27 protein-coding genes are annotated in these 25,077 nt (G+C 64.8%); 14 read left to right on the forward strand and 13 right to left on the reverse strand.

Features of this window, described 5'->3' with window-relative positions:
* Window positions 1-57: 57 nt before the first annotated feature.
* From B2W22_RS26460 to B2W22_RS26495, 8 genes are all read left to right on the forward strand, one after another.
* The gene (locus B2W22_RS26460) at window positions 58-501 is read left to right on the forward strand and encodes an Hsp20/alpha crystallin family protein (RefSeq protein WP_175122051.1); all 444 of its coding nucleotides are present in this window, start codon (window positions 58-60) and stop codon (window positions 499-501) included.
* Window positions 502-533: 32 nt separating this feature from the next.
* A complete protein-coding gene (locus B2W22_RS26465; protein ID WP_175122052.1) occupies window positions 534-929 on the forward strand; it encodes an Hsp20/alpha crystallin family protein in 396 nt (131 codons plus the stop codon).
* Window positions 930-1,516: 587 nt separating this feature from the next.
* Window positions 1,517-3,640, forward strand: a complete 2,124-nt coding sequence (locus B2W22_RS26470) for a type VI secretion system Vgr family protein (protein WP_286940181.1) — start codon at window positions 1,517-1,519, stop codon at window positions 3,638-3,640.
* Window positions 3,637-4,461 carry a DUF4123 domain-containing protein gene (locus B2W22_RS26475; protein WP_286940183.1) on the forward strand — a complete coding sequence of 275 codons (825 nt, stop codon included), beginning with the start codon at window positions 3,637-3,639 and terminating at the stop codon, window positions 4,459-4,461. Before B2W22_RS26470 ends, B2W22_RS26475 begins: the two co-directional genes overlap by 4 nt.
* 1 nt (window position 4,462) lies before the next feature.
* On the forward strand, window positions 4,463-4,990 hold the full coding sequence (locus B2W22_RS26480; RefSeq protein WP_286940185.1) for a DUF3304 domain-containing protein: 528 nt from the start codon (window positions 4,463-4,465) through the stop codon (window positions 4,988-4,990).
* A gap of 1 nt (window position 4,991) precedes the next feature.
* On the forward strand, window positions 4,992-5,519 hold the full coding sequence (locus B2W22_RS26485) for a DUF3304 domain-containing protein (protein WP_286940186.1): 528 nt from the start codon (window positions 4,992-4,994) through the stop codon (window positions 5,517-5,519).
* Window position 5,520: 1 nt separating this feature from the next.
* Complete coding sequence (locus B2W22_RS26490; RefSeq protein WP_286940188.1) at window positions 5,521-6,051, forward strand: DUF3304 domain-containing protein; 531 nt, start codon at window positions 5,521-5,523, stop codon at window positions 6,049-6,051.
* 41 nt (window positions 6,052-6,092) lie between these two features.
* Window positions 6,093-8,000 (forward strand): T6SS phospholipase effector Tle1-like catalytic domain-containing protein, encoded by a 1,908-nt coding sequence (locus B2W22_RS26495; RefSeq protein WP_286940189.1) that lies wholly within the window; start codon window positions 6,093-6,095, stop codon window positions 7,998-8,000.
* A gap of 80 nt (window positions 8,001-8,080) precedes the next feature.
* Here B2W22_RS26495 and B2W22_RS26500 read toward each other — a convergent pair whose 3' ends face one another.
* Both B2W22_RS26500 and B2W22_RS26505 read right to left on the reverse strand, forming a co-directional pair.
* Window positions 8,081-9,049, reverse strand: a complete 969-nt coding sequence (locus B2W22_RS26500) for a Bug family tripartite tricarboxylate transporter substrate binding protein (RefSeq protein WP_175122053.1) — start codon at window positions 9,047-9,049, stop codon at window positions 8,081-8,083.
* Between the two features lie 188 nt (window positions 9,050-9,237).
* On the reverse strand, window positions 9,238-9,957 hold the full coding sequence (locus tag B2W22_RS26505; protein WP_175122054.1) for a YggS family pyridoxal phosphate-dependent enzyme: 720 nt from the start codon (window positions 9,955-9,957) through the stop codon (window positions 9,238-9,240).
* A 211-nt stretch (window positions 9,958-10,168) separates the two neighbouring features.
* Between B2W22_RS26505 and B2W22_RS26510 the strand changes: the two genes are divergently transcribed.
* Together B2W22_RS26510 and B2W22_RS26515 are read left to right on the forward strand one after the other, a co-directional pair.
* Entirely contained in the window at window positions 10,169-11,410 is a 1,242-nt protein-coding gene (locus B2W22_RS26510; protein ID WP_175122055.1) for a PLP-dependent aminotransferase family protein, read from the forward strand.
* Between the two features lie 171 nt (window positions 11,411-11,581).
* Entirely contained in the window at window positions 11,582-12,598 is a 1,017-nt protein-coding gene (locus tag B2W22_RS26515) for an amino acid ABC transporter substrate-binding protein (RefSeq protein ID WP_175122056.1), read from the forward strand.
* Between the two features lie 114 nt (window positions 12,599-12,712).
* Here the strand turns inward: B2W22_RS26515 and B2W22_RS26520 are convergent, their stop codons facing one another.
* The 3 genes from B2W22_RS26520 to dprA all read right to left on the reverse strand — a co-directional run bounded on the left by B2W22_RS26520 (window position 12,713) and on the right by dprA (window position 15,325).
* Window positions 12,713-13,186 carry a hypothetical protein gene (locus B2W22_RS26520; protein ID WP_175122057.1) on the reverse strand — a complete coding sequence of 158 codons (474 nt, stop codon included), beginning with the start codon at window positions 13,184-13,186 and terminating at the stop codon, window positions 12,713-12,715.
* A 24-nt stretch (window positions 13,187-13,210) separates the two neighbouring features.
* Window positions 13,211-14,119 carry a hydroxymethylglutaryl-CoA lyase gene (locus B2W22_RS26525; protein ID WP_286940193.1) on the reverse strand — a complete coding sequence of 303 codons (909 nt, stop codon included), beginning with the start codon at window positions 14,117-14,119 and terminating at the stop codon, window positions 13,211-13,213.
* A 93-nt stretch (window positions 14,120-14,212) separates the two neighbouring features.
* The gene (dprA, locus tag B2W22_RS26530) at window positions 14,213-15,325 is read right to left on the reverse strand and encodes a DNA-processing protein DprA (RefSeq protein ID WP_286940217.1); all 1,113 of its coding nucleotides are present in this window, start codon (window positions 15,323-15,325) and stop codon (window positions 14,213-14,215) included.
* Window positions 15,326-15,562: 237 nt separating this feature from the next.
* Between dprA and def the strand changes: the two genes are divergently transcribed.
* Window positions 15,563-16,075, forward strand: a complete 513-nt coding sequence (def, locus tag B2W22_RS26535; protein WP_175122059.1) for a peptide deformylase — start codon at window positions 15,563-15,565, stop codon at window positions 16,073-16,075.
* Between the two features lie 67 nt (window positions 16,076-16,142).
* The gene (gene fmt, locus B2W22_RS26540; RefSeq protein ID WP_286940196.1) at window positions 16,143-17,084 is read left to right on the forward strand and encodes a methionyl-tRNA formyltransferase; all 942 of its coding nucleotides are present in this window, start codon (window positions 16,143-16,145) and stop codon (window positions 17,082-17,084) included.
* Between the two features lie 41 nt (window positions 17,085-17,125).
* Here fmt and B2W22_RS26545 read toward each other — a convergent pair whose 3' ends face one another.
* From B2W22_RS26545 to B2W22_RS26565, 5 genes are all read right to left on the reverse strand, one after another.
* On the reverse strand, window positions 17,126-17,647 hold the full coding sequence (locus tag B2W22_RS26545) for a class IV adenylate cyclase (protein WP_175139007.1): 522 nt from the start codon (window positions 17,645-17,647) through the stop codon (window positions 17,126-17,128).
* Between the two features lie 14 nt (window positions 17,648-17,661).
* Window positions 17,662-18,288, reverse strand: coding sequence for a pyridoxamine 5'-phosphate oxidase family protein (locus B2W22_RS26550; protein WP_175122062.1), 627 nt, complete (start codon window positions 18,286-18,288; stop codon window positions 17,662-17,664).
* 12 nt (window positions 18,289-18,300) lie between these two features.
* On the reverse strand, window positions 18,301-18,927 hold the full coding sequence (locus tag B2W22_RS26555) for an HAD hydrolase-like protein (RefSeq protein WP_175122063.1): 627 nt from the start codon (window positions 18,925-18,927) through the stop codon (window positions 18,301-18,303).
* A 64-nt stretch (window positions 18,928-18,991) separates the two neighbouring features.
* Window positions 18,992-19,558: a hypothetical protein gene (locus B2W22_RS26560; protein ID WP_175122064.1), complete on the reverse strand. Its 567-nt coding sequence runs from the start codon at window positions 19,556-19,558 to the stop codon at window positions 18,992-18,994.
* A gap of 36 nt (window positions 19,559-19,594) precedes the next feature.
* Window positions 19,595-20,185 carry a TIGR00730 family Rossman fold protein gene (locus B2W22_RS26565; protein ID WP_175122065.1) on the reverse strand — a complete coding sequence of 197 codons (591 nt, stop codon included), beginning with the start codon at window positions 20,183-20,185 and terminating at the stop codon, window positions 19,595-19,597.
* Between the two features lie 234 nt (window positions 20,186-20,419).
* Between B2W22_RS26565 and B2W22_RS26570 the strand changes: the two genes are divergently transcribed.
* Window positions 20,420-20,977, forward strand: a complete 558-nt coding sequence (locus B2W22_RS26570) for a ferritin-like domain-containing protein (protein WP_175122066.1) — start codon at window positions 20,420-20,422, stop codon at window positions 20,975-20,977.
* Window positions 20,978-21,056: 79 nt separating this feature from the next.
* Here the strand turns inward: B2W22_RS26570 and rimO are convergent, their stop codons facing one another.
* From rimO to B2W22_RS26585, 3 genes are all read right to left on the reverse strand, one after another.
* The gene (gene rimO, locus B2W22_RS26575) at window positions 21,057-22,403 is read right to left on the reverse strand and encodes a 30S ribosomal protein S12 methylthiotransferase RimO (RefSeq protein ID WP_286940218.1); all 1,347 of its coding nucleotides are present in this window, start codon (window positions 22,401-22,403) and stop codon (window positions 21,057-21,059) included.
* Window positions 22,404-22,545: 142 nt separating this feature from the next.
* Window positions 22,546-22,797 (reverse strand): helix-turn-helix domain-containing protein, encoded by a 252-nt coding sequence (locus B2W22_RS26580; protein ID WP_175122067.1) that lies wholly within the window; start codon window positions 22,795-22,797, stop codon window positions 22,546-22,548.
* A 189-nt stretch (window positions 22,798-22,986) separates the two neighbouring features.
* Window positions 22,987-23,619 carry a LysE family translocator gene (locus B2W22_RS26585; RefSeq protein ID WP_286940198.1) on the reverse strand — a complete coding sequence of 211 codons (633 nt, stop codon included), beginning with the start codon at window positions 23,617-23,619 and terminating at the stop codon, window positions 22,987-22,989.
* Window positions 23,620-23,714: 95 nt separating this feature from the next.
* Here B2W22_RS26585 and rsmB point away from each other — a divergent pair, with 95 nt between their 5' ends.
* On the forward strand, window positions 23,715-25,052 hold the full coding sequence (gene rsmB / locus B2W22_RS26590) for a 16S rRNA (cytosine(967)-C(5))-methyltransferase RsmB (RefSeq protein ID WP_286940200.1): 1,338 nt from the start codon (window positions 23,715-23,717) through the stop codon (window positions 25,050-25,052).
* Window positions 25,053-25,077: the final 25 nt, after the last annotated feature.

Consider the following 25,077-nt stretch of genomic DNA (forward strand, 5'->3'; position numbering starts at 1 on the left):
CAAGTCGCGGCTGTGATACGTCTGCATCGGTCCCTTTTTTCGTTCGAGGAGACCTTCATGAGCAACTTTCCTTTCAACGATAACGGCTTTGCCAGCGCGTTCGACGCGATCCAGGAACACATGGGCCGCGTGCTGCGCAATGCCGGCGTACCTGCTGCCTTGCGGGCGACGCCGCAGGCGTACTTCCCGCCCGTCAACGTCGGCGTGTCGGGCGATTCCATCGAAGTCGTCGCCTTCGTGCCCGGCATGGACCCCGAAGGCCTGAACGTGTCGATCGAGAAGAGCCTGCTGACCATCAGCGGTGAACGCAAACCGCAGGAACTTCCTGAAGGCGCCCGCTATTACGCGCGCGAACGTACGCAGGGCCGCTACACGCGCATCATCGAGCTGCCTGCAGACGCGGATCCCGACAACGTACAGGCGCGCTATACGGACGGCTGCCTCGCCATTTCCATCAAGCGTAAGGAATCGGCCAAGCCGCGCACCGTGACCGTGCAGTGACCCGCCAACGCAACCGCATAGGAGTATCGATCATGAATGAACGCAAAGACCTGACCGTGCCCGCCGAAGCGGCCGTGTCTGACAAGCGCGACGGGCGCGGCGTGACCGTGCCGGCCGTGGACATCTATGAGGACAAGGAAGGCATCACGCTGCTTGCGGATCTGCCGGGCGTGTCCAAGGAAAGGCTGCGCATCAACGTCGAGGCCGACGTGCTGCAGATCGAAGGCGAAGCCTCGGTCGAGACGCCCGGCGACCTGCGGCTGGTGCTGGGCGAAATGCGCGCGCCGCTCTTTCGCCGGTCGTTCCGATTGGGACAGGAGTTCGACCGCGCGCAGATCAGCGCGAGCCTGAAGCAGGGCCTTCTGACGCTGCGCATTCCGCGCGTGCGCGAGGCGCAGCCGCGGCAGATTCCTGTCGTGGCGGGGTGATTTTCGCCTCCGGGCGCGATTCGCGACCAAGGTGTCGGACACCTGTTGAGGGGCCGCCGTAAGCTGACGACCCTCTCTGCCGGGTGTCTGACACCCTGCCCGAACATGCCCATTGGGAAAGCCGCGATTGTGCGACTGCGGCCTTGCGTTGATGTTTGACGCAGGGTCGCCCTGGGGACGGTTGTGCAAACGCGCAAGTGACCAGGCCAGGATTGGCCCGGCCCGGCCAATCCTGGCTCGTTACTTTTTCGTTGAATATCAAAGACTTAAAAAAAATCGGGTCAAGGTTGGCTCGAAAATCCTTTCAGAAAACCATTTCTCACGGCTTCAGCAACCTCGGACAAGCCCGATTCTGCGCGCCCCTTGCGTAACCCACTGATTATTAAAGCTAAGGGAGGATCGGAAAATTCTGGCATGAAGTTTGCATAGTTGCCCTGTGTTCACCGATGACGCAGCGGCATGTTCAGACGCAGGGTCACGGCACAAAAGCGCTTGCCGCTGCACCAGGCTATTGCAGGCCCCGAATCGCCGGTCAGCTTCCTCAACGTTGATACCGGGCAACCGCCCTGGTCATCCCCGAGCTTGCCATGCCCGTCCAATCTGATTTGCGATTCACCTTCGATCTCATCGGCAGTACGGCGACAGATGCGTTCGAGGTGGTTCGGTTCGATCTGCACGAAGCGCTTTCCGAGACGTTTCTGCTTACGGTCGATCTGTCCAGCGCCAACCCCGCCGTAGATTTTGGCCAAGTGCTTGACCGTCCCGCGTGTCTGACGATCTGGCAGGGCGGCACCCCCGTGCGCCATGTTCACGGTGTGGTGTCCTCCTTTGTTCAGGGCGACACGGGTTTTCGGCGTACGCGCTACTCGGCGATTGTCGAGCCGCGCCTGGCGCGGCTAAAGCTCAGTTCCGACTGGCGCATCTTTCAGTCGCTTAGCGTCCCGCAGATCACCGAGGCGGTGCTCAAGGCGCATGGTCTTACCCAGGATTACGAGCTGCGCGGCACCACCGAACATCAGGCGCGCGAATACTGCGTGCAAGCGGGCGACACTGACTATCACTTCGTCGAACGCATCATGCGCGAGGAAGGATTTTTCTATTCCTACCGACATAGTGCCGAAGGCCATCAACTTATCCACAGCGACCGCCTGTTCATTCACGGCTGCGTCGGCGACGAGCCGGTGCAGTACAACCCCACACCCGGCGGCGACCAGCAGCAGCCAGCGCTGCGGCGATTCTCCTACACCGAGAACGTGCGCACCGCGCGCCAGACCCAGCGCGACTACACCTTTCACCATCCGCGCTACACCCACCAGCACAGCCGCGATGGCCGAGATCTGGACCATCAAGGCCGCCGTTACGAGCGTTACGACTACCCCGCTCGCGCCAAGTTCGACGAAGCCGGAAGACCTTTCGCCGAGAACCGCCTGCGCGGCCATCGCCGCGATTCGCGCGTCGCTTTCGTTGAAGGCAATGACCCGCGGCTCCAGCCGGGCATTTCATTTAGCCTGACCGGTCATCCGCGCGAAGATCTGAACCGCGGCTGGCGCCCGGTGCGCATTGTCCACCGTGGCATTCAGCACACAAGTCAGGCCGAGGAAAGTGCACAGGCCCAGTTGGGGACGCACTACAGCTACGAGGCGGAGCTGGTTCCTGACGACGCCGAATGGCGCGCGGAACCTCTACCCAGGCCGCGCATCGACGGTCCGCAGAACGCTGTGGTGGTCGGCCCGTCCAATGAAGAGATCTATACCGACGAATACGGCCGGGTGAAGGTCCAGTTCCCCTGGGACCGGCTCGGCAAGGAGGACGAATACAGCTCCTGCTGGATTCGCGTCTCGCAGAACATCGCCGGCGCCACCTGGGGCCACATGGCCATCCCGCGCATCGGTCAGGAAGTCATCGTCTCTTACTTCGACGGCGACCCCGACCAGCCCGTGATCACCGGCCGCGTCTACAACCGCCTGCAATTGCCGCCCTACGAACTGCCGCGACATAAGACGCGGATGACGATCAAGAGCAAGACCCACAAGGGCGAGGGATCCAACGAACTGCGTTTTGAGGATGAGAAGGACCAGGAAGAAATCTACGTCCACGCGCAGAAAGACCAGAACATCCACGTCAACAACGACGAGTCGACGTTTGTGGGGCATGACCGCAGCGAGCAGGTCGAGAACGATGAAACCATCACGATCGGCCACGACCGGAAGGAGACGGTGGGCAACGACGAACAGGTCACCATCGGCCAGGACCGGCGGCACGACATCGGGCGGGACGACCTTCTTCATGTGGGGCGTAACCACACCATCCATATCGCCAAGGATCGCACCGAAGAAGTGGGCAACCACCGCCGCGACAAGACTATGGCCAATCATTGGGTGAGCATCGGCGGACACCAGGAACACACTGTCGAGGGCCACGCGGACCTGCAAGCGGGCCAGGCGATCCGCCGGCGTTCGTGTGTGATCGAGTTGCAAGCCGGCGAGGTGTTCAGCCTGAAGGGCCCCGGTGGAGCCATCACTTTGCATGCCGACGGCATCACGCTGAATGGGGTGCAAGTCCAGATGAAAGGACCGCTGCAATGCGTGGCAACAGGCCACGGCAATCCCTTTGCCATCGAAGGGAATCCGGATGTCGGCGTGGAAAGCGACTTCTGCCTGGATTGCTTCCTGCGCGCCGCGCGAACGGGTGGCCCGGTGGTGCCCGTATGAGCATCTCCACGCACAGCTATTTGCTCTTCGATGGCGCATTGCTGCATGACATTGCACTTCGCGACCGCATCCTGGAAGCACCGGAAATCCGTCTGCTTTACGAGGACGAAGGCCCCCAGGCTGCCCGTGTTGGCCCGCTGCTATTGCCCGCGTGTCAGTCCGTGGTTCAGCTGATGAATCAGCTTTCGGCCGGCAATCGGGAAGTGATGTTTGGCTATGGCGTGTTGCGCGGCTCGGTCCCGATGGAGCAAGTCTTGCTGCACTTGCGACAACTGCGGTTCATCCATGCCAGTAGCGGCAAGCGCTACTACTTCCGCTTCGCCGACGGCCGCGCGTTTTCCAATGTCTGGCAGACGCTATCTTCCGAACAACGCCGGGCCGTACTGGGTCCGGTGCAGGCGTGGCATCACCACGATATGGCAGCCAGGGAATGTTGCGCGCGACAAGATCCCGTACGGTCAGCGCGTTCTGGCGATTCTCTGCCACTGCATCTGCAGCCCGAACAATGGCACCGGATGCTCAAGGCCACTCGAGTCGGCGAGCTGTTTCTCGCCGCATCGCGCGCCAACCACCGCATACCCGCGCAAGGCACGAGCGGACGACGCCTTGACTGGGCCGCTCAAGTCCATGAACGGCTCCAGCGACTGCAGGTGCACGACGTGGCCGTAAAGATATCAGCGGTATTGGTGGTATGGCAGACGGCGGCGCAAGTGTTGCACGACGACCGATTCGAGGCGGCGTTAAGGCAGGCAAGCCGAAGCGGTGATGTCAGCGGCATCCTGGCATTTGGCCCCGCGTCTTCGACTCAAGGGGCTAGTTGATATGAACGCCACAGCACGACTGACGATGGCATTGCTTGTTCTGCTTGGAATGACTGGATGCGACGGCGTTCGACCCAAGGAAGACGTGGTGCCAGCATCTCTGACGGGAATCGACCATCTGCCCGACCATCTGAGCGTTCCCGATTTCTGGGTCGATGGCGCCAGCGGCCATCAGGCGGGATCCGGAGGCAGCATCGTGTGCTGTGCGAAGCTGCCTCGACGATGGCGCGCTGATTTGACGGTGCTGGTGGGGTGGGATGTCCTCAATTGGAGGGACTGTGGTGGCGAGCGCCGTGAGCGCCGGGTGCCGGTGGAGCGGTATGAGCAGGTGGGACGTTTGTATATCCACTTCCTGTCCGACGGAAGCGTCCGCGCCATTTCCTCGAACATCAGTCCCGGGTACGGGAACGAAGAATACCTTGGCCCGCAAGACGCCATCCCCGACAAGAATCCCTGGCATGCCTACGGCGACTATGGCGAAAGGTGTCCTTCCCTCGGCGGTCCCGTTGTGATGGAGGAGGCAAATTGATATGAACTGCCCCACGCGGTTGACTATGAGATTGGTGTTGCTGCTGGGCTTGGCCGGTTGCGATGTTGTTCAGCCCAAGGAGGCCATGGTTCCGGCATCCCTGTCGGGCATCGACCACCTGCCCGACCACCTGAGCGTTCAGAACTTCTGGGTCAATGGCGCCAGTGGTCATCAGGCGGGGACGGGCGGCAGCATCGTTTGCTGCGCAAAGCTGCCCCGGAAATGGCGGCCTGACCTGACTGTGTTGGTGAGCTGGCATGTGACCAACTGGCGGGACTGTGGGGGCGAGCGCCGCGAGCGCCGAGTGCCGGTGGAGCGGTATGAGCAGGTGGGGCGCCTGTATATCCATTTCCTGTTCGACGGAAGCGTTCGTGCCATTTCCTCGAACATCAGTCCCGGGTACGGGAACGAGGAATACCTTGGCCCGCAAGACCCCATCCCCGATAAGAACCCCTGGCATGCCTACGGCGACTATGGCGAACGGTGTCCTTCCCGCGGCGGTCCCGTTGTGATGGAGGAGGCAAATTGATATGAACCGTGCCACTCGGTTGACGATGAGGTTGGTGCTGCTGCTGGGCCTGGCCGGTTGCGACGTTGTTCAGCCCAAGGAGGCCATGGTGCCGGCTTCCCTGTCGGGCATCGACCACCTGCCCGACCACCTGAGCGTTCAGGACTTTTGGGTCAATGGTGTCAGTGGACACCAGGCGGGTACTGGAGGGCGAATCGTTTGCTGCGCGAAGCTGCCCCGGAAATGGCGGTCTGATCTGACCGTGTTGGTGAGCTGGGGTGTGACCAACTGGCGCGACTGCACCTGGGAAAGCCGTGAACGTCGCGTGCCCGTGGAGCGTTATGAGCAGGTAGGGCGTCTGTATATCCACTTCCTGTCCGACGGAAGCGTCCGCGCCATTTCATCGAATATCAGTCCCGGCTACGGGAATGAAGAATATCGCGGTCCTCACGACGCAATATCAGACATAAGGCCCTCCGAGATATATGGCGCATGGTCGCCACGTTGCCCAGTGGGGGCCCCGCCCGTACTGACCGAGTCCCTGGACAAATGATTGAAGCCCCTGAACATGACGTGGACAACCAGGAAGTTTTCATGAACGAAGTGTTTAGCACTCATCCTCTCGGTCCCACCCCGGGACTTGTGCCGATGTTTCCGCAGTGCATACCCGCGTCGGAGAACTGCGAGATCGACCTGCAAATCGGCATTTTCTTCGACGGCACGGGCAACAACCAGGATTGGGATGACTCGGATGGGTGCGAGCAGGGGCTCGGACCGGGAATGACCCAGCGAATAGCGCGCAAGGACAGTAACGTGGCCAGGCTGTTCCGCGCATATCCTGATAAAAGGAATGAGGGCAAGTATCCCCTTTATATCCCCGGTGTGGGCACGCCCTTTCCAGACATTGGTGAGGACGTCTACGCCTCTTTCGGTCCAGCGATGGGACGGGGCGGCGATGGGCGCATCAACTATGCGTTGCTTGGCGTGCTGAACGTGATCCATGCGTCGATCAGCAGCGGCCGCAATCGATATGTGGACGAAGTCATCCTCGCCCTGTGTCGTAACGGCAAACGCGGATACCACCGACGACACAGCATGTACGCGCCGCTGAAAGGGGGCGTACAGGATGTTCAGGCGCTGGATGCAGTGGGCATGCGCACCGAAGGCGGCTTGCTGTGCGACAGCAATGGCGCCCGTGCTCATGCGGAAGCTTTTTTTCAGCGCGAGACTCAGGCGTTGGCGGACAAGATAGCCAACACCAGCAAACCGAAGCTGGTGGACATCACGCTGGATGTATTCGGCTTTTCCCGTGGCGCCGCGCAAGCCCGCGTGTTCTGCAACTGGTTGCTGGCGATGATGGACGGCGACCGCTTGTGTGGCGTGCCCACGCGCATTCGCTTTCTAGGGCTGTTCGACACAGTCGCTTCCGTGGGCCTGCCTGATAGCGCCGGCGGCGATGGTCACTTTGCCTGGGCCAGCGCCACCGCATTGCGTGTACCAAGCCATGTGCAATGTGTGCACTACACCGCAATGCACGAGAATCGCGCTTCGTTCCAATTGGAAAGCTTGCGCGGCTCCGATGGCATTCTTGCGGAAAAGCAGAAGCAATACGCGTTGCCTGGCATGCATTCCGATGTGGGAGGGGGCTACCTGCCGGGTAGCCAGGGGCGTGGTCCCAGCGGGCAGCATGACGATATGTTGTCGCAAATTCCCTTGGCGCTGATGTACGAAGCGGCGAGGCAGGCGCAAGTTCCCCTGGACCGCACGGATGCTGCCAAACTCGACGGCTACGACCCTTTCGCCATCCACCCCAATGTCCTCAACGCATACACCGCCTTTATGAAGGCAACCCCAGCCGCAGCGACGACTGCTCAATCGCTGTTGCCCTACCTGGCTTGGCGCTATCAGGTACGTGACGTCTATGCGTCCGCACTATCGTGGGTATCGCGTACCCAAGCGAACTTTCCCAATGACTTCCAGGACTTGGAAGGCGCCAACCAGACACTGCTGGGCGACATCGCCGCGCTGGACGGCCAGACCGAAGAGCAAGTCCAACGCTACGAAAGGGCTGCCATGATCAGTACTTCGCTTTACGCCAGCGTGGCGCTTGGCAATCTCTTGCGTCGCTCCGCCCTGGCCAGCGAAGCCAGAGACGTATTGGCGCACCTGAAGGCACACCCGGTGTTAGGCACGCCTGAAAACCCTGAGCATCTGACGCCGCAAGCGTACTTGTTTGCCAACTATACGCACGATTCCTATGCGGGCTTTCGGCCCTTTGACCATCCCCAAGGCTGGGCTGGCTGCGTGGATCCGGTGCCCGGCAGTTGGGAGCCGCAGGGATACCTGCGTTATCGTCGCGTCTATCGAGGCACGGGCAATCCGGTGACCCTGGCCCCGCCCACTGAAGCGCAGCGACACGAAGCCGCTCAACGCGAACGGGATGCCCAGTTGCGCAGCATGCAAAACAGTGTCGATATGAACAAGCTGTTCAACGGATTCTAGTAAGGACCCTATCTACGCCATAAAAAAGCCGCGGTCAGTCGACCGCGGCTTTTTGCCTTGCCGGGTGATGCCGGGGGCGATCACTCCAGTTTGATGTTCGCCTTCTTGATGACGTCCGCCCAGGCGCTGCGTTCCTGATCGGCATACGTCTTGAAGTCCTGCGCCGACATCGGCATGGGGATGACGCCCATGTCCAGCATCTTCTGCGACACCGCGGGTGACTTGAGCGTGGCGTCCAGATCCGCGGACAGCTTCTTCACCACCGCGTCGGGCAGACCGGCCGGGCCGACCAGGCCTTGCCAGGCGTAGGCCGTGAAATTGGCGACGCCCTGTTCGGCCATCGTCGGGACATCCGGCAGCACCGTCACGCGTTCGGGCGTGGCGGCGGCGAGCACGCGCAGCTTGCCGGCCTTGACGTTGGGCAGGCCCGAACCCAGATCGATGAACATCATGTCCACCTGGCCGCCCAGCAGATCCTGGATGGCGGGCGCGGCGCCCTTGTACGGGACGTGCAGCACGTTGGCGCCGGTGCGCTGCTTGAAGAGTTCCAGCGCCAGGTGATGCGGCGAGCCTGCGCCGGCGGAGGCCGACGTCAGCTTGCCGGGTTCCTTCCTGGCCGCGGCGAGCACGTCTTCGACCGTCTTGTACGGCGAGTTGACGTTCACGGCCAGCAGCAGCGGGAACTTGGCGATGCCGCCGATGTAGGTGAACTTGGCGGGGTCGTACGAGAGCTTGGCGTACAGCGACGAATTGAATGCCAGCGTGCCCGAGTCGGCGGTGCCCACCAGGTAGCCGTTCGGTTCCGCCTGGGCGATGGCCGTGGCGCCAATGATGGTGCCGGCGCCCGGACGGTTCTCGACCACGATGGTCTGGCCCAGCGTCTTTTCCAGGCTGCTGGCCACCGTGCGTGCGACCACGTCGGTGCCGCCACCGGCGGGGTAGGGAACGATCCAGCGGACCGGTTGCGTGGGCCAGGACTGGGCTGCGGCCGCGGTGGCGGCCAGCGATAGGGCGGCAAGCGCCAGCAGGCGCTTTGCGTGCTTGTGCATGGAGTGTCTCCTCGTGCGGGGTATCGTGAGCGCGGCGTCCGCGTGTTGATCGACGTCAACTTGCGCCGCATATTTTTTGCGTGGCTATTATGCCTTGCGCCTACGCAAAAAGGGGCCCGTGATCTGGGCCCCCTCAAATCGTCGCGCGCCAGCCTATTGCCGCTGCGACAAGTCCGCGTGGGTCCGCGTTATTGCGGATCCGGATAGTGCCGCGCGCCAAAGATGGCCGAACCGATGCGCACCTCCGTCGAGCCTTCCTCGATGGCCAGTTCGAAGTCGCCGCTCATGCCCATCGACAGCCGGTCCAGCGCCACGCCGGGAATGTTCTCCTGCACCAGACCATCCCGCAGCTCGCGCAGCGCGCGAAAGCAAGCGCGGACTTCGTCGGCATCGGGCGAGTTGACCGCCAGGGTCATGAGGCCCTGCACACGCAGCGTCGGGTATTCCGAGGCAATGCGGCGCAGGAAGGGGCCGACCTCCTCGGGCTCCATGCCGAACTTGCTGGGCTCGGACGACGTCTTGACCTGCACCAGCACGTCCAGCGTGCGGCCCTCATTTTGCAGACGGCGGTGCAGGGCATCGGCCAGATCCACGCGGTCCAGGGATTGCACTTCCGCGGCGTCGCGCGCGGCATCCTTGGCCTTGTTGGTCTGCAGGTGGCCGATTAGCACCCATTGCAGCCCGTCGCCTTCGAACGCGGCGGCCTTCTGGCGGATCTCCTGCGTCTTGTTTTCGCCAAAGCGCGTCAGGCCCAGCGCCATCGCCTCGCGGATGGCGTCCTCGCCGAACGTCTTGCTGACGGGCAGCAAAGTCACGCTGCCCGGTGCGCGGCCCGCGCGCTCGCAGGCCTCGTGGATGCGTTGCTGGATCTGGGCGAGGCGCCCGGCCATGGTGTCTTCGGCGGTCATGCAGCTCTCTGGCAAAAACAGGAAGTCCCATAGTGTAGGACGTGTTTCGGGCCCGCCGCCGCGCGGGTATCCGCCGCCCCGAATCCCGCCGTTGACCCTGTCTGATCGGCAGGCTTAGAATTTGCGGAGATTTGTTTATATTTCAAAGTTCTATGCCGTCCGGCGCCGCCCATTCGGGCGACACGTTTCCCTCTTAATCAGCCCCCACGCCATGTCCAGTGCAGCGCCCGAATACGTCTTCGCCACGCCTTTCCTGAATCCCCCCGCCTCGCCCATCCGATCGCTCATGCCCTACGCCATGCGTCCGGGCACCATTTCGCTGGCCGGTGGCTATCCGGCCCAGGAATTGTTCGACGTCGACGGCTTGTCGATTGCGTCGTCGCAGGTCACGGCCCGGCTGGGCGCCTGCCTGCAGTATTCCAACATCGACGGCCAGGCCAGCCTGCGGCATGAGCTGGCGCGGCTGTCCGCGGCGCGTGGCCTGCACTGCAATGCCGACACCGAACTTGTCGTGACGGGCGGCTCGCAGCAGGCGCTGGCGCTTCTGACCCGCGTGATGCTGCAACCGGGCGACCACGCCATCATCGAGTCGCCGGCCTTCCCGAATTCCGTGCAGGCCCTGCGCTACACGGGCGCCACGGTGCACACCGTGCCGTCGGGTCCTGATGGCATCGACGTGGACGCGCTGGACGAACTGGCCGCGCGCGTGAAACCCAAGATGGTCTGCGTCGTCGCCTCGTTCTCGAATCCCTGCGGCGCCACCCTGACGCGTGAGCGCCGGCTGCGCTTGCTTGAACTGGCGGTCAAGCACCGTTTCCTGATCGTCGAGGACGATCCCTACAGCGAACTGCGCTTTGCCGGCGAAGCCGTGCCGCCCATCGCGGCATTGGCAGAGGGCGAGGCCCGCCACTGGGCGGTGTACATGGCCAGCATGTCCAAGACGATGGCGCCCGCGCTGCGAATCGGCTGGCTGGTCGCGCCGCCCGAGATCCGCCGCCGCTGCGTCGGCGCCAAGGCGGCCGACGACATGGCGTCCTCGGCCTGGATCCAGGAAATCGTTGCGCAGTACCTGGCAAACGGTCGCTACGACGAACACGTGCCGCGCATCCGTGCCGCCTATGGCCTGCGCTGCGCCGCCATGGCTGACTCGCTGGCGCGGGAACTGGACGGGCGCATCACTTTCAGCAAGCCCGAGGGCGGCATGTTCTTCTGGGCGCGGCTGACGGGCGACGTGGATGCCACGCGCCTGTTGCCCTACGCGATCGAGCACGAGGTGGTCTACGTGCCGGGCAAGGCGTTTTACGCCGACCCGGCGAAAGCGGATCTCTTTGCCATGCGCATGTCGTTTGCCACGATGAACGAAAGCCAGATCGCGCAGGGCATGGTCCGCCTCGGCCGCGCGCTGGACGCGTGCCAGGCCAACGAACCGGTGTCGATCTCGCTGGCGGCTTGACGGCGCGCAGCGCCACGCCCGCCCCGCATTGCTATCCTTTCTGCGCAGGCCGCCGGCATCCGCCGGCGGCATACCTAAATAAGCGCTCGTTATTTGGCGGGGGCGCTTCATGTCTATAAGCTTCTTGCCTTGGCGCGCTTTCGCGCCCGGTAGCAGAAAGGAATCCAGGTCATGAACATTGCAAAAGGGTTGGTGGGCGCGGCGCTCTTGATGGCGGCCGCGCAGGGCGTGCAGGCGGCGACGCTGGACGTCGTGAAGCAGCGCGGCGCCGTGGCGTGCGGCACGACTACGGGCTTTGCCGGCTTTTCCGCCCCTGACGCGCAAGGCAAATGGCAGGGCCTGGACGTGGACCTGTGCCGCGCCATCGCCGCTGCGGTGTTCGGCGACGCGAACAAGATCAAGGTGGTGCCGCTCAATTCGCAGCAACGCTTCACCGCGCTGCAATCCGGCGAAGTCGACGTGCTGACGCGCAACACCACCGTGACGCAGCAGCGCGACACAGCGCTGGGCATCATCCACGCCGGCATCAACTTCTACGACGGCCAGGGCTTCCTGGTGCACAAGTCGCTGGGCGTGAAAAGCGCCAAGGAAATCAACGGCGCCACCATCTGCCTGCAGACCGGCACGTCCAACGAAAACACGCTGGCCGACTGGGCGCGCGCCAACAACGTGACGTACAAGCCGGTCGTCATCGAGACCTTCAACGAGGTCGTCAACGCGTTCGCGTCCGGCCGCTGCGACGTGTTCTCGACCGATGCGTCGGGTCTGGCGTCGATCCGCATCTCCAAGCTGCAGAATCCCGACGACTACGTCGTGCTGCCTGAGATCATCTCCAAGGAACCGTTGGGCCCGTTCGTTCGCCAGGGCGACGACGCGTGGCTGAACATCGTGCGCTGGTCGCTGTCGGCCATGATCGAAGCCGAGGAATACGGCGTGACGTCCAAGAACGTGGACGAACAGGCCAAGAGCGCCAACCCCAACATCAAGCGCATCCTCGGGGTGACGCCGGGTGGCGGCGCCAACCTGGGGTTGGACGAGAAGTGGGCGTACAACATCGTCAAGCAGGTGGGCAACTACGGCGAGAGTTTTGAGCGGAATGTGGGCGAGGGCAGCCCGCTGAAGATCAAGCGCGGCCTGAATGCGCAGTGGACGCAGGGCGGGTTGATGTACGCGTTGCCGATTCGATGATTTGGCGGCATCGGCTACGCGCCCAGTGCGGCGCGTAGCTGGATCGCCCTGTATGACCAAACGCCCCGGACTCGGGGCGTTTTTTTCTGCTTGACCGTTGATTAACCGCGTTGGTTAGCCGCGCCGATACACCTGAGCGATCTTCACGAACGCCACGCGCAGTTCCCGCGTGCCGCCCTGAAAAATCACGGGTTTTCCGCGGTGCGTGAACACGACGAGCCGCTTGGAAAACACCATGGGTACAAACCGCGCGAAGCGCACGTCTTCCCAGGCGACTTCACGCCGGGTGAACCAGGTCTGGCGGATGCCGCGGTCGTCGATCGTGGTGATGGATGTCTGCATGTGCCACGACACGAACAGCAGCGCGACGAAGCACAGCACCACGGCCACCGCCAAGAGCGTGTCAAAAGGCTGCGAGGGCGCGCGGATTGCGGTGGTGACGACCTGCACGCCCAGCACGGCAAGCAACACCCACGTCAGAATACGCACCCAGTCCGGCCAGGCCTGGCCCGCCAGGGGCAGCGGGCCGATGGCGCGGAGCAGCGCCGCGAGGTCTTCGGGCGCGGAGGGGGCATTCTGCGTGGTCATGCGGTGCGGGTCATGCTGCGCAGATCAAGCCGCGCGCTTGGCGGCGATGGCGTTGCCGGCGCGGCTGGAGCCCTTGCGGTTCAGATGCGCCGACATCCATTGACCGATGTCGACCACGGCGTCGAAGTCCACGCCGGTGTCGATGTCCAGACCCCGCAGCATGTACAGCACGTCTTCTGTCGCGACATTGCCGGTGGCGCCCTTGGCATAAGGGCAGCCCCCCAGGCCGGCCACCGAGGTGTGGAAGATGGAGATGTCGGTATCCAGCGCCGCCAGGATGTTGGCCAGCGCCTGGCCATAGGTGTCGTGGAAATGGCCGGAGATGCGCGCCGGGTCCACGACGCGCGTGACTGCGGCCATGACTTCGCGCACGCGTTTGGGCGTGCCCACGCCGATGGTGTCGGCCACGTCGATCTCGTCGACCTGCATTGCCAGGTAGCGTTGCGCCACGTCGACCACCGCTTCGACGGGGACTTCGCCCTGGTAGGGACAGCCCAGCGCGCAGCTGATGCTGCCGCGCACGCGAATGCCGGCTTCGCGCGCCGCCTGCACCACGGGTTCGAAGCGCGCGATGGATTCGGCGATCGAGCAATTGATGTTTTTCTGCGAAAAGGCCTCGCTGGCGGCGCCGAAGATCACGATCTCGTCCGCGCGGGCGGCCAGCGCCCCTTCAAAGCCCTTCATGTTCGGCGTCAGCACGGAGTAGATGGTGCCGGGCCGGCGCTCGATGCGCGCCATCACGTCGGCGCCGTCGGCCATCTGCGGCACCCATTTGGGCGACACGAACGACGCGGCTTCCACATTGGGGAAGCCCGCGGCGCTGAGGCGGTTGACCAGTTCCACCTTGATGTCGGTGGGGACGAATTCCTTTTCGTTTTGCAGACCATCGCGGGGCGATACCTCGACGATCTTCACGCGGGAGGGCAATGCCATGTCTCTTCCTGTATCGGTATTGGGTGACCGGCGCTACAAGGCTGCGGCGCTGCCGAACATATTAGCGCCATCGCATCCGGCCCCGTTGCGGTGCTAGTGCAAACGCTGGTAGCGGCCGTCATCCAGGCGGGCGATGCGGCCCTGCAATTCCAGTTCAACCAGTTGCGTCTGCAGGGCGGCGGTTTCCAGCCCGCAGCGCGCCTGGATGGCATCCAGGTGCAGCGGGTCAAAGCCCAATGCGTCCAACACGGGATGCGGGGGGAGCACGGCGGGCGCGTCCTTGCGGGCGGGCTGCGGCGGCGTGGGTCCGCCGCCCAATTCATCCGTGATGTCCATGGCCGTCTCGACCAGCTTGGCGCCCTGGCGGATCAGGGCATGGCAGCCGCGCGACAGCGGCGAATGGATGGAGCCGGGAATGGCGAAGACCTCGCGTCCGCATTCCCCGGCAAGCCGCGCTGTGATCAGCGATCCGCTCTGCTTGGCGGCCTCCACGACCAGCACGCCGCGCGCCAGGCCCGCCACGATGCGGTTGCGCTTGGGAAAGTGTTGCGGCCGTGCGCCCGTGCCCAGCGGCAGCTCGGACACCAGCGCGCCGTGCGCCGCAATGCGATGCGCCAGATCGCGGTGGCTGGCCGGATAGATGCGGTCAATGCCTGTTCCCATGACCGCCACGGTGCCTGCGCCCTTGGGACCCGCGTCCAGCGCGCCTTCATGCGCCGCGGCATCGATGCCCAGCGCCAGGCCGCTGACGACGCGCCAGCCCGCGCCGGCAAGGTGCCGCGCAAAGGCACGCGCGTTTTCCTGCCCGCCGGGCGTGGCGTTGCGCGCGCCAACGACCGCCAGCGATGGTCCCTGCAGATAGGCCGGGTCGCCCGCGACGTAGAGCAGGATCGGCGGATCGGCGATGGTCAGCAGGCTTTGCGGATAGGTGGGATCGGCCAGCGTGAGGATGTGGCGGCCGGGCGCCTGCACCCATTCCAGCGCGCGCTCGACCTGTTCCGCCATGTCGGCCGGCATGGGCGCTGCCAACTGGCGCGCCAGCGCTTCGGGCACGTGCCGCGACAGCGCAGTGGCGCGTTGCGCGTAGATCTGGTCGGGCAGACCCAGCGCGCTAAGTAGCATGCAGGCGGTGGCCGAACCGATGTTGGGTTCGAGGGACAACCGCAGCCAGGCGGCGAGTTCGTCGGAGGATTGCGTCAGCGGCATGAAACGGGCGGAAAAGGACGCGGAAAACGCGTCGGGGGTCCGAGAGTGTCGCATGCGCCGTGTGCGGCGGCGGGCGACGGGTGGACCGATACGCGCGCAGCGAGCCGTCGCCGGAATGCTAGAAAAAAGGGTGCCGAAGCAATGTCCGCAATGCCGGAATTAGCCGAAAACTATTAGAAATCAAGACTCTAATGAATTAAACTCTCGGACAAGCATTCCTACTGGCATCTCCATTCAATGGCTTTACTTCCCATCCTTCGCTACCCGGACCCACGCTTGCACAAAAAGGCCAAGCCGGTTGCCGAGGTCGACGACCGCATCCGCCAACTCGTGCGCGACATGGCCGAAACCATGTACGACGCGCCGGGTGTGGGTCTGGCCGCGACCCAGGTCGACGTGCATGAGCGCGTGGTCGTGATCGACGTTTCCGAAGACAGCAATCAGTTGCTGACGCTGATCAATCCCGAGATCACCTGGCGCAGCGACGACTACAAGATCTACGAAGAAGGCTGTCTGTCCGTCCCCGGCGTCTACGACGAGGTGGAACGCGCGTCGCGCATCCGCTGCAAGGCGCTGGACATCGACGGCAAGCCGTTCGAGTTCGAAGCCGACGGCCTTCTGGCCGTGTGCGTGCAGCACGAGCTGGATCATCTTGAAGGCAAGGTGTTCGTGGAATACCTGTCGAACCTCAAGCAGAATCGCATCAAAACGAGGCTCAAGAAGGCGGAGCGGGAAGCGCTGCGCGCCTGATCCCGGGGCCTGACTTCGGCCCATTCCCGCCCTCGCGCCTTCGTTCACCTCTTCAGCAGTCCACCTCATGCGCATCGTTTTTGCCGGCACCCCGGAATTCGCCCGTATCGCGTTCGACGCCCTGCGGGCCGCCGGCCACGACATCCCCTTGGTCATGACGCAGCCGGACCGGCCGGCGGGGCGGGGCCTGAAGCTCACGCCCAGCCCCGTCAAGCAGGCCGCGCTGGACGCCGGCATCGCCGTCGCTCAGCCGCGCAGCCTGCGCCTGGATGGCCGCTATCCCGACGAGGCCGCCGAAGCGCGCGCCCTGCTGGAAAGCGTGGCGCCCGATGTCATGGTGGTGGCGGCGTATGGATTGATCCTGCCGCAATGGGTGCTGGAGTTGCCGCGTCTGGGCTGCCTGAACATCCACGCCAGCCTCTTGCCGCGCTGGCGCGGCGCGGCGCCGATCCAGCGCGCGATCGAAGCGGGCGATGCGCGCACCGGCGTCACCATCATGCAGATGGACGAGGGCCTGGATACGGGCGACATGCTGCTCGAACGCATCGTGCCGATTTCGGACGATACCAATGCGGCGCAGTTGCACGACGCGCTGGCCGAGGCCGGTGGCGAAGCCATCGTCGAGGCGCTGGACGCGCTGGCCAAGGGCGGCCTGACCGCGCGCAAGCAGCCGGAAGACGGCGTGACTTACGCGGCCAAGCTGGACAAGGCCGAAGCCGCGCTCGATTGCACCCAGCCCGCCCAATTGCTGGCGCGCCGCGTGCGTGCGTTCAATCCGGTGCCCGGCGCCAGCATCCGCCTGCCGGGACTGCCCGATGCGGTGAAGGTCTGGCGGGCGCAGGCGCTGGACGAGGCCACCACGGCCGCGCCGGGCAGCGTATTGCGCGCCGACGCGGCGGGCATCGACATTGCCACCGGTCAGGGCGTGCTGCGTTTGCTTGAACTGCAAAAGGCGGGCGGCAAGCGCCAACCCGTGGATGTGTTCGTGCGCGGCTGGCAGCCGGCCTGAACCCGCCCCAAGACAGATCACGCCCGGCAGCGCGCGAGGCATCAGCCCTTGTGGCGCGCCGCCAGCAGATCCAGGTAGGCGCCCGACAGCAACTGCTCGGGCGCGACGCCCAGCCCGGCCATCAGCGTGCGGGCTTCTTCCATTCCCGCCTCGACGGTCTCGCCCTCGCGCAGCACCACTTCCAGTTCCAGGAATTCGCCCAAGCCTTCCACCCGGTCCAGATGGATGCGGGTGCGTCCGGCCATGAAGACCGTACGGTGCTTTTTCACGCGGCCGATCACGCCGTAGGCGTGCGATAACGCCTCGCGCAGGGTGTCGGGTTCGTCCGTGGGCGAAATGACGTAGAAGCTTTCCTTGGGACCGCTGTCGTCGGCGCGCTGATAGAAGATCAGCTCGCCGGAGCCATCTGCGAAGGCGCGCAGTTTCAAGCGGCCATTGGCGCACGTAAAGAAGGTGTCGTCCTGGTCGATGAACGCCGGTTCCTGGCCGGACAGCGCCGCGGCCAGGTGTTCGATGGCGTCCAGGCTGTCGACCCGCGCCTTGATTTCGACGTTGCGTGCCATGGGCGCCTCGGAGTTCAGTAAAGCGAGCTGGCCACGCGCGCGGGCAGGTCGCGGTCATAGGCCACCCCGTCGAAGGTGCCGGACGTCAGGTCGGAAAGCATCCGGCCGACGCTGGGCAGCGCGGTGCGGGGAATCTGCGTGTCCGGATCCCACAGGCGCGAGCGCAGCAGCGCGCGCGAGCACTGGAAGTAGACCTTGTGCACGTCGACGATCAGCACGGAGCGCGGCAGCTTGCCGTCCATCTCGAAGCGCGCCAGCAGTGCGGGGTCGACGCTGATGCGCGCCGTGCCGTTCACGCGCAGCGTCTCGCCCACGCCCGGCACCAGGAACAGCAGGGCCACCCTCGGATCGGCGATGACGTTGAGCAGGCTGTCCACGCGGTTGTTGCCACGGCGGTCGGGCAACAAGAGCGTCTTTTCGTCTTCCACCACGACGAACCCGGCGGGGTCGCCGCGCGGCGAGGCGTCCAGCCCGTCCGGTCCCGCGGTCGCCAGCAGCGCAAAGGGCGCGGCCTCGATGAACGCGCGGTAGTGCGGATGCACGTGGTCAACCTCCTTTTTCAGGGAGGCTTCGCCGGGCGAACCGTAAAGCGCTTGCAGCGCGTCGGCGTCGGTAATCAGGTGGGCGGGATCGGTGTGCATGGGATCTGGGCGTTACGCCAGTGCGTTGGGAAGGTCTTCGACCGTCAGGAAGAGTTCATCGGGGCCGCGGCCCCGCAGGGCGTCCGGGTGGTTGTAGCCCCAGGCGACCGATCCGACGCGCACGCCCGCCTTGCGGGCCGCGTCGATGTCGCGCATTTCGTCGCCCACCAGCAGGAAGCGCTCCGGCGCGGTGCCGTGCTGCTTGAGCAGCCGGTCGATCTTGGCGGCCTTGCCGAACAGGTCGGTGCCGCATTCGTAGTCGTCAAAGAGCGCGGCGGTTTCTTCGCCCAGCACGCGCTGCACGTTCTCGACGGAGTTGGAGCTGACCACCGCCAGTCGCAGGCCGCTCGCCTTCAGGCGGGCCAGCGCGTCGGGGATGCCGTCGAACAACTGGACGCTGGGGTCGATGTCCTGCATCAGCGTGCGCACGTGCGTCATGATCGCGGGCAGCTTCCACAGCGGGATGTTCAGGTACTTCAGGATCTCCATCGCGTCGCGGCTGCGCAGTTGCTCGCGCTCGGCCGCGTCGATCTGGCGGAAGTTGTACTTGTCCGCGACGGTGTTGAGGATGGAGTTGAACCACGGCATGGTGTCTGCCAGGGTTCCGTCAAAGTCGAAGGCTGCGATGTCGTATTTCAATTCTTGAATCCAGTGCCGGCAGGCCGGTCAAGGACGCCCGTTTCACAGGCGCCTTGCGCGAGCCCTACACGCCGTGCGGGTGAAGAAGATAGTGCACGACCGGCGCCAGGTCTTCAAGCGGCGGGGCGCCGGCGACCACGCGCGCCGCGCTGGTCCAGGGATAGTCCAGGGCCAGCAGCCAGCCGAACACCGCGGCCGAATTGGCGGGCGGCAGGCTGACCATGGTTTCGATCGTGATGGTCAGGCGTTTGGCGCGATACGGGTCGGGCTGAAACGCCCAGTCGTAGCGGCCACAGCCCACGCGTACGTTGCCGGTGGCTTTTTCCGTCATGCCGACCAGCCAGTCGCAGTGGTACTCGGACAGGCGCGCATCGGCGTCCGGGCGCGACAGGTAAAAGGTATAGACGTTGTCGTAGGTCTGGCCGAACTTGCGCACCAGCGTGTCGGTGATGGCGGCCAGGCCATGTGATTCGGGCGGAAAGGCGATGGCCTGCGTGCGCAGGGCCATCTTCAGCACGGCGTCGGGCGCAAAGGCACGGGCCATGTAATGCGGGCGGTTCTCGTCCTTCGCGTGAAAATAGTCGCGCAATACGGACTCGGTGCAGGCGGGGAACAACGAATCGGTGGGCATTGCGGGGGGCTTCCGTTCAGGTCTCAAGCGTCGGTGTCAGGGCTTTCTGACCGGATCGAACCATTTCGAGACGTTGGGCGGCTCGTAGATGGCGTAGCGATCCAGCAGCAAGGCGGGGTCTTCTTCCACCACCAGCATGTCGCGATGCTGGGGACGGATGAATGCTTCTTCCACGGTGTGGTCGATGAATTGCATCAGGGCATCGTAGTACCCGGCGACGTTCAGCAGTCCGCAGGGTTTCTGGTGCATGCCCAACTGCGCCCAGGTCCATACCTCGAAGAACTCTTCCAACGTGCCGGCGCCGCCGGGCAAGGCGATGAAGCCATCTGACTTCTCCATCATCATGGCCTTGCGCTCGTGCATGTTCTGCACCATGTGCAGCTCCGTCAGCCCCAGATGCGCCTGTTCCTTCTTCAGGAGCAGTTCGGGAATCACGCCAATCACGCGGCCGCCGCCGGCCAGCACTTCATTGGCCACCACACCCATGATGCCGACGATCGATCCGCCGTACACGAGGCCCAGGTCGCGCTTGACGAGTTCGCGCGCCAGCACGCGGGCCTGCTCGATGTAGTCCGGGCGCGTGCCCGGGTTGGAGCCGCAATACACGCAGATATTCTTCAGGGTCATAAAAACGGTGGGAAATTGCCGGCCGCGTTACAGATTGCGTCACGATGCCTTTCGCGAAGCCGATAGTTTACGCAAGGTTGCGCAGGAGCCTTTTTGCGGCCGGCGCGGTCCGGCCGCGCGGCGCGGGCAATGTTTGGACACAGCATGTTCCGGCATGGCCGGTAGACTGAACATTGCGAAAACGACTGGAAGTCCAGCGTCGTGCTGCTTTCACTGACTAGAGGAGCTAACGATATGGAACAAGCAACCCGCACCCCGCAGCAAACCAAACGTCCCTTCGACATGGACGTGCAGGCGATTCGCGCCAAGGCGCGCAAGGACATCGAATCCGGCGCCATCACGGACACCTACCGCGCAGACCGCGAAACCGTGCTGAAGCTCCTGAATGAAGCGCTGGCCACGGAAATCGTCTGTGTGCTGCGCTATAAGCGCCACTACTTCATGGCCCGCGGCCTGAATGCCGAACCCGTCGCCGCCGAGTTCGCCGAGCATGCGACGCAGGAACAGGAACACGCCGACAAGCTGGCCGAGCGTATCGTGCAGTTGGGCGGCGAGCCGGATCTGTCGCCCAAGGGGCTGCTGGAGCGCAGCCACTCGGAATACGTCGAAGGCAACACGCTGGAAGAGATGATCAAGGAAAACCTGATCGCCGAGCGGATCGCCATCGACAGCTATCGCCAGATGATCGAGTACATCGGCGAACTGGACACGACCACGCGCCGTCTGCTGGAAGAAATCCTGGCGGTTGAAGAGGAACACGCCGACGATCTGTCGGACTTCCTGGAAAAGTGACGCGGCGCTGATCCGCCAAAGCAAAACGCCGGCCGGCGCGCGATGCGCCGGACGGCGTTTGTTCTGAAGACGCCCTGGATCAGAGCACGTCGGCCCAGAGATCGTATTCGTCGGAGTCGGTGACGCGCACGCGCACCATGTCGCCCGGCTGCAGGGGCTTGTCCGAACTGACGTAGACGCAGCCGTCGATTTCAGGCGCGTCGGCGGCGCTGCGGCCCACGGCGCCGTCTTCGTCGACCTCGTCGATCAGCACGTCGATCTCGCGGCCCACCTTGAGCGCCAGGCGCTCAGCTGAAATGGTTTGCTGCAGCGCCATGAAACGTTCCCAGCGGTCCTGCTTGACGTCGTCCGGCACCGGATCGTCGAGCAGGTTGGCGGGCGCGCCTTCGACGGGCGAATACTGGAAACAGCCCACGCGGTCGAGCTGCGCTTCCTGCATCCAGTCCAGCAGGTACTGGAAGTCTTCCTCGGTTTCGCCGGGAAAGCCCACGATGAAGGTCGAGCGGATCGTCAGGTCCGGACAGATCTCGCGCCAGCGCTTGATGCGCGCCAGCGTCTTGTCCTCGAAGGCCGGGCGCTTCATCAGCTTCAGGATGCGCGGGCTGGCGTGCTGGAACGGGATGTCCAGGTAGGGCAGGATCTTGCCCTCGGCCATCAGCGGAATCACTTCGTCCACGTGTGGGTACGGATACACGTAGTGCAGGCGCGTCCAGACGCCCATCTCGGACAAGGCCATACAGAGCTCGGTCATGCGCGTCCTGACCGGGCGGCCGTTCCAGAAGCCGCTGCGGTACTTCATGTCCACGCCGTAGGCGCTGGTGTCCTGCGAGATCACCAGCAGCTCTTTGACGCCCGCCTTCACGAGCCGCTCGGCTTCGTTCAGCACGTCGCCCACGGGACGGCTGACCAGGTCGCCGCGCATCGAGGGGATGATGCAGAAGCTGCAGCGATGATTGCAGCCTTCGGAGATCTTCAGGTAGGCATAGTGGCGCGGCGTGAGCTTGACGCCTTGCGGCGGCACCAGATCCACGTAGGGATTGTGATCCGTGCGCGGGGGCGCCACGCCGTGCACGGCGCGCACGACCTCTTCATATTGCTGGGGACCGGTCACCGACAGCACGCTGGGGTGCACGTCGCGGATCACCGATTCTTCGACGCCCATGCAGCCGGTCACGATGACCTTGCCGTTTTCGGCAAGGGCCTCGCCGATGGCTTCCAGCGATTCGGCCTTGGCGCTGTCGATGAAGCCACAGGTATTGACGACGACCACGTCCGCATCGTTGTACTCGGGCGTGACTTCGTAGCCTTCGGTGCGCAACTGGGTCAGGATGCGTTCGGAGTCGACCAGGGCCTTCGGACAGCCCAGCGATACGAAGCCCACGCGCGGCGCGCGGCCGGGGTTGGCCTCTTGCGCGGCGGCCGTGATGGCATCGAGCGTGGCGTTGTTGCCGTTGCTGGGGGCAGCGCCGGCGCCTTTGCCGGGGCGGGAATGTTCAATAACTTCCAATCTAATTCACCGTAGGTTCGCGCACGGGCATTCGGCGTGCGGCGGGGTCATCGTCAAAGATTCAGGGCCAGGCCGGAGCGTCCTGGGAGGACAGGTGGCGCAGCGTTTCCGGATGAAGCATGGCGACGCGCAGCAAGGTCTGCGCGGCGCCGGAGGGGTTGCGCCGGCCTTGCTCCCAATCCTGCAAGGTGCGCACGCTTACGCCCAACAACTCCGCGAAATCCGCCTGCGGCAGGCCCACGCGATTGCGCGCTTCGCTGATATGCGACGCCTGCCACCGGACGGACCGGGCAGGCGGTACAGCCTTCTTCATAACTCAATCACTGGGAGGGGGCGGTGCGGCATTCCATTCGCGCCGGCGGGCATTCGGCCGGCGGCCGCACCGATGGGGATAGCGGGGCAGCGCAGGATTATACGGCATTGCCGTAGGCGGGAATAGCGGGATGGTGGGGCCCGTCCGGCAACGGGGGACGGAAAGCCGCGTGGAACCGGGGCCCGCGATTCAGGCCGCAGTGCGGCGATACAGCGCCAGTGTGCCCGCCAGTCCGATCAACATGCCGCCGCAGATCCGGTTCAGCCAGCGCAGGCCGCCTGCCCGGAAGGCGCGCACCATCTGCGCGCCCAGCGCCGCATAGGCCAGCATCGTCGCCACGTTCAGCAGCGCCAGGACGGCCGCCAGGATGGCGTACTGGGCGGGCAGGGGAGCGGTGGGGTTGATGAATTGGGGTAGGAAGGCCGACATGAACAGCAGGGCCTTGGGATTGGTCAGGGCCACGACGAAGCTGCGCAGGCCCAGCGACAGACCGGCGGGGCGGCTATCGCGGGCGTGTTCGGACGGCAGCGTCAGCGCCGCGTCCGAACGCAGGAGTTTCCAGCCCAGCCAGGCCAGGTACGCCGCGCCCACCCATTTGACGATCTGGAAGGCGACCTCGGAGGCGGCCAGCAGCACACCCAGGCCGCAGGCCACGGCGCCGATCAGGACCAGATCCGCCAGCACCGCGCCGCCCATGCCCCAGCAGGCGGCGCGCACGCCGTGGCGCGAGCCGTTGCTCATGGCGAGCAGCGTGGTGGGGCCGGGCGTGACGATGGCGACGGCAGAGGCCAGGACAAACAGCAGCAGCGTGGCGAGGGACATGACGGGGCTCCAGGGCAGGGAGCCAGTGTGCCGCGCGGGCCGCCGTCCGTCCAGGTCCGGGCTACCATAGCGGTCTTACTCTTTGATTTCGCACCATGTCCACCCGTTCTGACTCCCCCAATCTGGCCCCCCCGCTTTCTTCCGTTCTTCTTGCCAGCGCGGGGGTGGTGGAGGACGTGCTCGACGGGCGCTCGCTCACGGAGGCGCTGGCCGAGGTCGATGGCGCGCTGCGTCCGGCCACGCAGGCCGTGTCGTTCCACGCGATGCGCTACCTGGGCTGGGCCGACGCCGTCGGCCGCGAGATGGTGCAGCGTTACCCCAGCGTGTTGTTCGAATCCCTGCTGCTGGTGTCGCTGACGCTGCTCAAGGAAGAGGGCGATGCGGCCGTCGCCCTGCCCGGCATGCCGGTCTACGCCCCGCACACGGTCGTCGACCAGGCGGTGACCGCGGCCGCCGGGTCGCGCGCCCTGGCGTCCTACAAGGGGATGCTCAATGCCTGCCTGCGCCGTTTCCTGCGTGAACGCGCCGCGCTGGAGGCCGCGGTGGCCGTCAGCCCCGAGGCGCAATTCAATCATCCCGGCTGGTGGGTCAAGCAACTTACCGTGGCCTATCCGAAGCAATGGCGCGAGATCCTGGCGGCGTCCAACCTGCCGGCCCCGCTGACCTTGCGGGTCAACCGCCGCCGCGCCACCCGCGAGCAGGTGCTGGCCGCCTTTGAAGAGGCGGGCTTGGCGGCAGAAGCCGTGGGCCAGTCGGGCGTGGTGCTGGCCACGCCCAAACCGGTGACGCAGTTGCCGGGGTTTGCCGAGGGCTGGTGGTCGGTGCAGGATGCGGGCGCCCAGCTCGCGGCCGAACTGCTGGCCCCTGCCGACGGCATGCGCGTGCTGGACGCCTGCGCGGCGCCCGGGGGCAAGACGGCGCATCTGCTTGAACTTGCCGACATCGACCTGCTCGCCCTGGATGCCGACGCCGACCGGCTTGGCCGCGTTGAACAGAACCTGGAACGGCTGGGCCTGGGCGGCGGCCATGTCCGTCTGAAGGCGGCCGACGCCGCCGACCTGGACGCGTGGTGGGACGGCAAGCCCTTTGACGCCGTGCTGGCGGACGTGCCGTGCACGGCGTCGGGCATTGTCCGGCGCCACCCTGACATCCGCTGGCTGCGCCGCGAAAACGACCTGCGCCGCACCGCCAGCCTGCAGACCCGGATCCTGGACGCGCTGTGGTCCACCGTGGCCCCCGGCGGCCGGCTGCTCTATGTGACGTGCTCGGTGTTCCCGATCGAAGGCACGCGCCAGGCCCTGGAATTCCTGCAGCGCCATTCCGACGCGACCCGCCTGGACGCGCCCGGCCAATTGCTGCCAGTTGCGGTCGATGCAACACCCGCGGCGCAACACGACGGGTTTTTCTACGCCTTGTTTGCCAAGCAGTCCTGAATCCCGAAGAATAGGGGCATGACGT

The sequence above is a fragment of the Achromobacter sp. UBA4530 genome (assembly GCF_002388205.1).
Taxonomy (GTDB): Bacteria; Pseudomonadota; Gammaproteobacteria; order Burkholderiales; family Burkholderiaceae_B; genus Achromobacter; species Achromobacter animicus.